The organism is Halolamina salina (assembly GCF_042678005.1).
GTDB classification, from domain to species: domain Archaea; phylum Halobacteriota; class Halobacteria; order Halobacteriales; family Haloferacaceae; genus Halolamina; species Halolamina salina.
On the sequence record NZ_JBHUDH010000003.1, the window covers coordinates 8741 to 17275 of the forward strand.

8 protein-coding genes are annotated in these 8535 nt (G+C 69.0%); 5 read left to right on the plus strand and 3 right to left on the minus strand.

Features of this window, described 5'->3' with window-relative positions:
- Positions 1-140 precede the first annotated feature (140 nt).
- Positions 141-3005: a leucine--tRNA ligase gene (leuS, locus tag ACFR9S_RS00400; RefSeq protein ID WP_379732140.1), complete on the minus strand. Its 2865-nt coding sequence runs from the start codon at positions 3003-3005 to the stop codon at positions 141-143.
- Positions 3006-3174: 169 nt separating this feature from the next.
- Here leuS and ACFR9S_RS00405 point away from each other — a divergent pair, with 169 nt between their 5' ends.
- Positions 3175-3372, plus strand: coding sequence for a hypothetical protein (locus tag ACFR9S_RS00405; RefSeq protein ID WP_379732138.1), 198 nt, complete (start codon positions 3175-3177; stop codon positions 3370-3372).
- On the opposite strand, the gene ACFR9S_RS00410 is transcribed toward ACFR9S_RS00405, so the two are convergent.
- Both ACFR9S_RS00410 and ACFR9S_RS00415 read right to left on the minus strand, forming a co-directional pair.
- Positions 3355-3762, minus strand: coding sequence for a hypothetical protein (locus ACFR9S_RS00410; protein WP_379817709.1), 408 nt, complete (start codon positions 3760-3762; stop codon positions 3355-3357). The genes ACFR9S_RS00405 and ACFR9S_RS00410 overlap by 18 nt on opposite strands.
- 46 nt (positions 3763-3808) lie before the next feature.
- Positions 3809-4576, minus strand: coding sequence for a TrmB family transcriptional regulator (locus ACFR9S_RS00415; RefSeq protein ID WP_379732573.1), 768 nt, complete (start codon positions 4574-4576; stop codon positions 3809-3811).
- A 195-nt stretch (positions 4577-4771) separates the two neighbouring features.
- On the opposite strand from ACFR9S_RS00415, the gene ACFR9S_RS00420 reads away from it, so the two are divergent.
- From ACFR9S_RS00420 to ACFR9S_RS00435, 4 genes are read left to right on the plus strand one after another with little or no spacing between them, the layout of a single operon-like run.
- On the plus strand, positions 4772-6238 hold the full coding sequence (locus ACFR9S_RS00420; RefSeq protein WP_379817711.1) for a COG1361 family protein: 1467 nt from the start codon (positions 4772-4774) through the stop codon (positions 6236-6238).
- A complete protein-coding gene (locus ACFR9S_RS00425) occupies positions 6238-6903 on the plus strand; it encodes an ABC transporter ATP-binding protein (protein ID WP_379732347.1) in 666 nt (221 codons plus the stop codon). The genes ACFR9S_RS00420 and ACFR9S_RS00425 overlap by 1 nt, the downstream gene beginning before the upstream one ends.
- Complete coding sequence (locus tag ACFR9S_RS00430; protein WP_379732346.1) at positions 6900-8036, plus strand: ABC transporter permease; 1137 nt, start codon at positions 6900-6902, stop codon at positions 8034-8036. Before ACFR9S_RS00425 ends, ACFR9S_RS00430 begins: the two co-directional genes overlap by 4 nt.
- A 39-nt stretch (positions 8037-8075) precedes the next feature.
- Positions 8076-8270, plus strand: a complete 195-nt coding sequence (locus ACFR9S_RS00435; RefSeq protein WP_379732345.1) for a hypothetical protein — start codon at positions 8076-8078, stop codon at positions 8268-8270.
- Positions 8271-8535: the final 265 nt, after the last annotated feature.

An 8535-nucleotide genomic window follows, 5' to 3' on the forward strand; every position in this document is an offset into this window, starting at 1 on the left:
CCCCGAAGGGGGTGACGACGGTTTTTGTCGCCAGAAATCTCCGATTTCTGGCTGCTAACCAGAAGCCGACGGCTTCTGGTGATGGCCGAGCTTTTGCCAGGGAGCGAGTGAAAAACGAGCGACCGCAGCAAAAGGTCGAGTTACTCCAGATGGATCGCCGGCCGGAACGGGATCGCGTTCCCGGCCCGATCGGCCGGATCAACCACGTCCGCGTCGTCCTCGGCGTACACCTCCACGTCGGCATCGAACTCGCGTTCGAGGAACGCCGCCGCAGCCTCGTAGGCGCCGCGCTCGTCCACGTCGAGCAGCGCCGCCAACTCCTCGTCGTCGTAGTCGCGGGCGAACTCCACCGCGTCCTGCGCGACCTGGTTCACCTCGTCGCCCTTCTCGCGCAGGTCGGGGTCGCTCATGACCTCGCTCATCACCGCGCCCACGTCCGTGCCGGCCTCCCGGACCGCCTCGAACACGGTCCGCTTCCAGTCGGCGGCGGTGTAGATCCGGATCGTCTCCGGATCGGTGTCGGTCACGTCCGCGACCTCGTTGATGTCGTCGACCAGCGCCTGCACGCGCTCCTCCTGCAGTTCCAGATCGGGGGCGCGCAGGTCGTCGTCCACCTCGGGCCACGGCGCGTCTTCGGCGGCCGTCCCCGTCAGTTCCTCGTGGAGTTCGTTCGCGAGGAACGGCGTGAACGGCGCCAGCAGGCGCAGCCGGGTTTCGAGGACGTGTCGCAGCGTCCAGCGCGCGCCCGGCCGGTCGAGGTCGGCGCGGCGACGGTACCACTTCAGGTGCTCGTCGAAGCCGTAAAAGGCCGCCTGCGTGGCGGTCCGGGTCTCCGAGCGCTCCATCGCGTCGGTCGCGGTCTCGATCGTGGTCTGGAGCTTCGAGAGCAGCCAGCGGTCCACGTCGGTGATCGCGTCCTTCCGGCCCGCGTCGCCCTCGACCAGTTCCTGCCCGCGGTTGTAGAACCGCCGCAGCTGGTCGTGGGTGCTCTCGACGGCGTCCTCGCGCCAGTCGTAGTCCTGCCACGGCTCCGAGGCGTTCAGCAGGAAGAACCGAACGGTGTCGGCGCCGTACTCCGAGATCGCCTCGCCCGGCAGCACGACGTGACCCTTCGAGGAGGACATCTTCTGGCCCTCCAGCAGGCCCATTCCCATCACGACGATCCCCTGAGGCCACTTCGGCTCGGGGAAGAACTCGGCGTGGTGGTAGAGGTAGAACGTCAGGTGGTTCGTGATCAGGTCGTTGCCCGAGAAGCGGTAGTCGACGGGGTACCAGTAGTCCCACTCCTCGCCCAGTTCCAGGGCTTTCTCGTCCGGGTCGTCGACGGCGTCCTCGCCGTAGAACATCGCGTCGAAAAAGTCCGGATCCAGGTCCTCGACGGGCACGTCCTGGATGTGCGGGGCGACCGTGTAGTAGGACATGTACAGCGTCGAGTCCGACAGCGGCTCGATCACGAACTCGTCGTCCCACGGCAGTCTGGTGCCCAGCCCGTAGTTCCGGATGCAGGGCCACTCGTTCAGCCAGCCGACGGTGTGTTCGTACTCGCCGCGGGTGTTCTCCGGGATCGCGTCCAGGTTCTGGATGGCGCGCCGGGTCTTCTCCATCCAGTCCTCGTCGTTGTAGCGCAGGAACCACGTGTCCTGGTAGGCGACCTCCACGTCGCCGCCGCAGCGACAGACGACCTCCTCGCTGAACTCCTGCATCGTGTCGAACGCGTCGCCGGCGTGGTGCTCGCGGAAGCGGTCGCGGACGTCCTCGACGACCTCGCCCGCGAACTCGCCGTACTCGTCGTTCAGAATCCCGGAGTGGAACTCCGCGTTGTACAGGTCGTTCGTCGCCTCCTCCAGCGCGGGGTCGTCGCTGGACTCGATGCCGTGCTCCTCGACGGCGGACTTCGCGGGGATCTCGCCGTACCCCTCGATCGTGAGGATCGGGATCGGCTCGATCTCGCGGACCGCCTCGGGGTCGATCCCGTACTCGGTCAGTTCGTCGGCGCGCTCTTTCAGTTCCTGCAGCGCGACGTAGTCGTCCGGCGAGTGGGCCGGCACCGACATCACGACGCCGGTCGCGTTGTCGGCGTCGACGAAGCCGGCGGGCAGGATCAGCACCTCGTCGCCGGTCACGGGGTTCTCGACGCTCGTGCCGACGATCTCGCGGCCGTCGAACTCCGCCTCGACCTCGACCTCGCGGTCCTGCAGTTCGAACTTCTCGGCGGCGTCTTCGGAGATCACCCACGTCTCGCCGTCGACGGTCGCGCGGACGTACGTCGCCTCGGGGTCGACGTAGGCGTTCGTGACGCCGCGAACCGTCTCGGGGCGGAGGGTGGCCATCGGGAAGACGGCGTCGCCGTTATCCGGGGAATCGCCCCGGAACCGGATCAGCGTGTACTCCTGGAACTCCGCCTCCTCGCCCTCCAGCAGGTCGTGGGTGGTGACGGGCTGTTCCTCCTCGGTGCAGTAGTTCACCGGGTGGAGTCCCTTCTCCACCAGCCCCTCCTCCTTCAGGCGCTGGTACTGCCACTCGATGAACTTCGAGTAGCGCTCGTCGTTCGTGGTGAACTCCCGGCGCCAGTCGACCGACAGGCCCAGGGACTTCATCCCCTTCTTGTAGTGCTCCTCGATGAAGTACTCCGCGTAGCCCATCGGCGTCTCCAGGTCGCTCAGGTCCTCCTCGGGGACGTTGTACGTGTCCTGCAGCACCGAGAGCTGCTCCTCCTCTCCCTTCTTCAGGCGCTCGACGGCGCCGATGATCGGCGTCCCGGTGACGTGCCACGCCATCGGGAACAGCACGTTGTCGCCCTGCTGGCGCCGGTAGCGCGCGTAGGCGTCCGGCACCGTGTACGTGCGGGCGTGGCCGATGTGCATCCCGCCGCTGGGGTAGGGGTACGGAACCGTGACGAAGGTCGCGTCCTCGCCCCCCTCGGGGGCGGGATCGGCCTCGTAGCGGCCCGCCTCCCGCCAGCGCTGCCGCCAGCGCTCCTCGATCGCCTGCGGGTCGTAGTCCATACCCGTTCCTCCCGTCCCCGCGTAAAAATACCCATCAGTTCTGACTGGCGCGCCCGGCAGCGAGCGAACACGCGCCGACGAGCGCACGTCGAGCGGTGTGCTGACTTCTCACACGCCGATTTTCCGACCGAAGCCCTTTTGCTCGGAACCCGCCCCTTCACGGACACGAATGACCAACGCCGGCAGCACACCCTCGACGGTTCGCGACGGCGCCCCCCTGCTGGCGTTCGGACTCGGTCTCCTCTGTCTGCTCGCGATGGTGCCCGTCACGCTGGGCGCGCTCGCAGGCTATCTCACGCTCGGCGCCGCGGTTCCCGTACTCGCGGTCGGCGCCGGCGTCGCCGTCGTCTCACTCGTGACGGCCTGAGCCGGCGAGCGCCAGCACCACCAACGTCGTCACCGACAGCGTCACGATGCCGTACAGCGGCAGCGACGGCGGCCCGTTCCCGAGGAGCCGGCCCGCCGCCGTCGTCGCGAGAAACGGGAGCATGAGCAGCCCCGCGACCGCGGCGAGCCGGCGTCGGTGCGCTCGGCGGTCCCGCGACCAGTAGCCGTGCCGGAGTGCGGCGTCGGCGGCCCCCGCGCCGACGATCGGCCCGATCACGACCGAGATCAGCAGCAGCGCCATCGAGCCGTTGCCGACCACCTCGCCGAGCCAGAGCCAGCGCACGAGGGCGGCGACGCCGGAGAGCGTCCGCCAGACGGCCGTCGCGCCGAGTAGACCGGCGACGGCGCGCTGTGTGGCGGGGACTGGCACGGCCGCGGCTTGGGCGATCGCTGACAAAACGGTATCGGTGGCAGGCCTACGCCGTCTGGTTCTGCAGCGTCCGCTCCATCATCGCGATGAGCGTCGAGGCGAACCCCGAGTCGGCGCTCCAGTACGCCGTCTCGCGGCTGGCACCCGGGAGCGCCTCCTCGCCCAGCACGCTGTGGAGCACGGTGTGGTCGTCGACCAGCAGCATCCGGCCGGTGTGGTTGGCCTCGTCGTCGTGGATATCCGGGGCGAGCACCGTCACGTCCGCGTCGGCGAACCGCTCCCGGACGGCCGGGTCGGTGCTGACCACCGTCACGTCGACGCCCGCCGCCGCCCGTTCCGTGAGCGCGTCGTAGATGCCCTCCGTCAGCAGGTCGGCCGTCTCGGCGCCGAACACGACGCGCACCTCGGCGTCCCGGACGAGCTGGGTGACCCGTTCAGTGACGGACTCCCGGCCGCGAACGGTCCAGATGTCCTCGCGCTCCTCGCTCGGCCCCTCGCGCCGGCTGGCCGCCTCCCGGAGCCGGTCGCCGACCCGCTCGATGTCCCGCTCGAACCGCCGCGTGAGCAGCGACTCCGTCTCCTCGACGGTCACGGGCTGGAACTCGCGGGGGTTGGCGTGCTGGACGTTGACCAAACCGCGGTTCTCGAGGGACTCGACCGCGCTGTACACCTGCGGCCGCGACACGTCGGCGGCCTGATTCACCTCGCGGGCGGTCGCGGTGCCGAGTTCGTGGAGCGTGACGAGCACCTCGGCCTCGTTGGTGCCGAACCCCAGCCGCCCCATCGCGTCGAACGCCTCGTCGTCGCTACGCATCGGTCCCTCGACGTGGCGCGCGAGCGGAGCGCGGTCGCCGTCGCGGAGAGATCCCGTCGTTCATCTGTTCGAACGACGCTTACAGAGCTGTTGTAATATTCCTTCCGAAAGCTATAATGTCGTCTCAGCGGGAGTGGGACACATGTTCGTGACTGGAAACGTAGCGTTCGTCGGGACGACCGGGCAGGGGTCGCCGTGACCCGGCGATCGCTCGCCGTCGCCGCGATGGTCGTGCTCTCGATCGTCGCCGGCGTCGCGGTCCCCGCCGCGGCGGCGAACACCGACGTGGCGATCGAGTCCGTGGACCTCTCGGTCGATCAGCCCGCGCCAGGGGAGACGTTCACGCTGACGACGACGATCGCGAACCTGGAGTCCAGCGCCGGCCCGGTCGAGGTGACCGACCTCTACGTCCGCGAGGCCGGGAGCGGCGAGGATCTGGCCCGGATCGAGGACGTTGGCTCGATCGCGCGCGGCGACACGCGCTCGATCCCGCTGACTATGTCGATCGAGGAGCCGGGCGAGAAGAAGCTGATCGTCAACGCGGTCGTGCGCGACGGCGACGCCGACTTCGAGGCCGTGAGCTATCCGCTGTACGTCGACGTACAGGAGCCAGACGAGGCGGTGCTCTCCTTCGCCGGCCTCGATTCCGTCGCCGGCGAGGAGACCGCGATCGACGTGAGCGTCTCCAACGGCGACGACGGGGCGCTCTCGAACGTCCGGCTGGAGCTGACCGGGGACGCCGACGTGGAGAACCCCGAGCGCGTCTCGGCGTCGATCGCGCCGGGGACCCAGACGACCCACACGTTCGCCACGACGTTCGACGAGCCGGGGGACCGGACGCTTTCGGCGACGCTGACGTACAAGACCGACGAGGGGGTCACGCGGACGGTGACGCGCAACGTCACCGCCGACGTGGAGCCAGCGACCCTCGACCCGCAGTTGACGGCGACCGGGACGACCGCGAACGGCTCGTCGGTCGTGCGGGCGACGCTGTCGGAGTTCGGCAACGTCGAGCTCCGTGACGTGCAGCTCCGGGCGGTGGTCGACGGCGAGACCGTCACCAGAACCCGGCTGGCGGACGTGCCCGCCGGCGGGAGCCGGGTCGCTACGCTCGACGGCAGCGCGATCCCCGCCGGCGAGGTGACGATCGTCGCCGAGTACACCGCCGCCGGGGAGACGGCGACCAGCGAGACGACGATCTCGTACGCGCCGGCGCCGAGCACGGGCGTGACCGTCACGGGCGTCGACGCGAGCCGGAGCGGCGGGGTCGTGACGATCAGCGGCGACGCGGCCAACGTGGGCAGCCTCGACGCGAGTTCGGTCGTGATGCGCGTCGTCGCGAGCGAGGGCGTGACGCCGGTGAACCCCAACAAGGAGTACTTCGTCGGCGCGGTGGACTCGAGCGAGTTCGCGACGTTCCAGCTCACCGCCAACGTCTCGGCGTCGGTGACGGCGGTGCCGGTCCGGATCGAGTACACCGTCGACGGCGAACGGCTCTCGCGGGTAGTGGAACTCGACGTGAGCGACGCCGCGCCGTCGAGCGGTGGACAGGGCGGCTCCGGCGGCTCGGGGCTGTCGCTGCTGCTCGGCGCGCTGGTCGTGCTGCTGGCGGTCGCGCTCGGGGTCGCGCTCACGATCGCCTACCGCCGATACAGGGACTGATGCACGTCATCGAACTCGCCGACGTGGTGAAGCGCTACCAGAGCGGCGAGGAGACCATCGAGGCGCTGAAAGGCGTCGACTTCCACGCCGACCGCGGCGAGATGGTGACGATCATCGGCCCCTCCGGCTCGGGCAAGTCGACGATGCTCAACATGATCGGGCTACTCGACACGCCCACCGAGGGGAGCGTGAAGCTCGAAGGGCGGGACGTGACGAACTTCACCGAGGACGAACTCACCGAGGAGCGGCGCAACGGGATCGGCTTCGTGTTTCAGGACTTCCACCTGCTGCCGATGCTGACCGCGGTCGAGAACGTGGAACTGCCGTCGATGTGGGACACCGGCGTCGACCGCCACGATCGGGCGATCGACTTACTCGAACGCGTCGGACTCGGCGAGCGGCTGGAGCACACCCCCCGACAGCTCTCCGGCGGGCAGCAACAGCGCGTCGCGATCGCGCGGGCGCTGGTGAACGAGCCCGACATCGTGCTCGCCGACGAGCCGACGGGGAACCTCGATCAGGACACCGGCCGGACGATCCTCGACGAGCTGACGCGGCTGAAGGAGGAGGAGAACATCGCGATCGTCTCGGTGACGCACGACGAGCAACTCGTGGAGTACTCAGACCGGGTGGTCAACCTCGTCGACGGGGTGATCCAGGAGTGAGCGTCGAGGCGTGGCTCTGGCGGTTCCCCAGCGCGCTGATGGCGTGGCGCAACCTCGGTCGGAACCGCGCGCGGACGGCGCTTGCGGCGCTGGGGATCGTCATCGGCGTCGTCGCCATCGCGTCGCTGGGGATGGCCGGCGCCTCGATCCAGTACAGCACGAACCAGGAACTGGGCGGGCTCGCAAACCAGGTGACGGTGACCGCGGGCGAGGACAACCCCGAGCCCGCGCTGACCGAGTCGCAGGTCCGGAACATCGAGCGACTGGTGGCCGACGCCGACGTGATCGCTCAGAAGACCGGGACGACCACGATCGACGCCGACGGCGAGCCAGAACGGGTGAGCGTCACGGGCCTCACGCAGGCCGGCGCGCTGTACGACGCACAGGCGGGCGAGGTGCCCGACCGCCTGCGCTCGGGCGCGCTGGTGAGCAGCACCGTCGCCGACGAGTTCGGCCTCGAAATCGGCGACCCGATCGAGTACGACGGCCAGCTCTACCGGATCCGGGGGATTCTCGAACCCCAACAGGGGTTCGGCGGCGGCGCGTCAGTCGTGCTGCCGGTCTCGGCGCTGGCGGATCAAGAGTACTACTCGACGGTGACGATCGTCGCCGAGGACGGCGCGGCCGCGGAGGCGGTCGCCAACCGGGTGGAGCGCGGGATGAACGGCCGCGAGGAAATCGTGAGCGTCACGACGCTGGCGGCGGTACAGGAGAGCATCGACTCCCTGACGAACACGCTCAACCTCGCGCTGATCGGGATCGGCTCGATCTCGCTGGTCGTCGCCGCGGTGAGCATCCTCAACGTGATGCTGATGAGCACGATCGAGCGCCGGGGCGAGATCGGCGTGCTGCGGGCGGTCGGGATCCGCCGGGGCGAGGTGCTGCGAATGATCCTGACCGAGGCGGGGCTGCTCGGCGTCATCGGCGGCGCGGTCGGCGCGGTCGTGGCGCTGGGGGTGGGGCTGCTGCTGAATCAGGTGTTGTTCAACGATCCGACGCTGGTGTTCGAGTGGGCCAGCATGCAGTACCTCGTGTTCGGCTTCGCCTTCGCCGTCGTCGCGAGCCTGCTCAGCGGGCTGTACCCGGCGTGGAAGGCGGCCAACGAGCGCCCCGTGGAGACGCTGCGGGGCTGAGACCGGGAGCTTCTTCGGGGCGAGCGACCCAGTTCGGGTATGGAGATCGCCGGCAAGACGCTCCGTCGACGGGTCGTGACCGCGGTCGTGGTGTTCGTCGCGCTGGTGGCGTACGACTACGCCACCGGCTCGGCGGTGAGTTGGGCGATCAACGCGATCGTACCGGTGCTGTTCTTCGCCGTCTCGATCGCGACTGATGCGGCGCTGCAGCGGTGGTTGGACGGACGGGAGTAGGTCGATCGGTGTTTTGGGTCGTGGTGTTCGTTGTTCGGGCCAGAAGCACGACCGCGGAGTTCGCTGGTTCCGCCACGAACAGAACCGCGGAGTGAGCTTGGCCACTTGTGACCGCGCCGCCCCGCACAGCCCACGAACCTCCCCAGCCGACTCACTCGCTCACGTCCGTTCGCTCGGTCGTCCTCCGAGGGAGCAAAGCTCCCTCGTGCCCTCGCTCGTTTCACTCGCGAGGACCTCGCGCTCGGCTCGCACACGGAGGTGCTCG